Source organism: Lysinibacillus sp. RU7 (assembly GCF_057837305.1).
This window is the reverse complement of record NZ_JBYQFK010000268.1, coordinates 1-243: the sequence shown is the minus strand read 5'-3', so window position 1 is coordinate 243 and position 243 is coordinate 1. Positions and strand designations below refer to the sequence as shown.

The following is a 243-nucleotide window of genomic DNA, read 5'->3' as shown; positions in this document are numbered from 1 at the left end:
CTCCGCCATATGCTCGTCGTGCGAGAGATAGAGCAGCACGCCGTAACGGCTGTCGGTCCGCCGCTCGGCCGAGACGCGGAAGAGCAGCACGGCGCGGGCGCGCACGCGGGCATGGCGGATGCTGCGCGGCACCAGCGCGATCCGACGCGTCACCGGGCCGAGCAGCGCGAAGACCAATCCGAAGACCAGGATCTGCGCGATCATCAGCACGCCCAGGATCAGATCCTCGCCCGGCGCGCTCCA

At 70.0% G+C, this 243-nt stretch carries 1 protein-coding gene; it reads right to left on the bottom strand.

What is annotated here, in order from left to right; all coding sequences use genetic code 11:
* Positions 1 to 243, bottom strand: a 243-nt coding sequence (locus AC3II9_RS22365; protein ID WP_489158960.1) for a hypothetical protein, incomplete at both ends; no start/stop codon positions are given.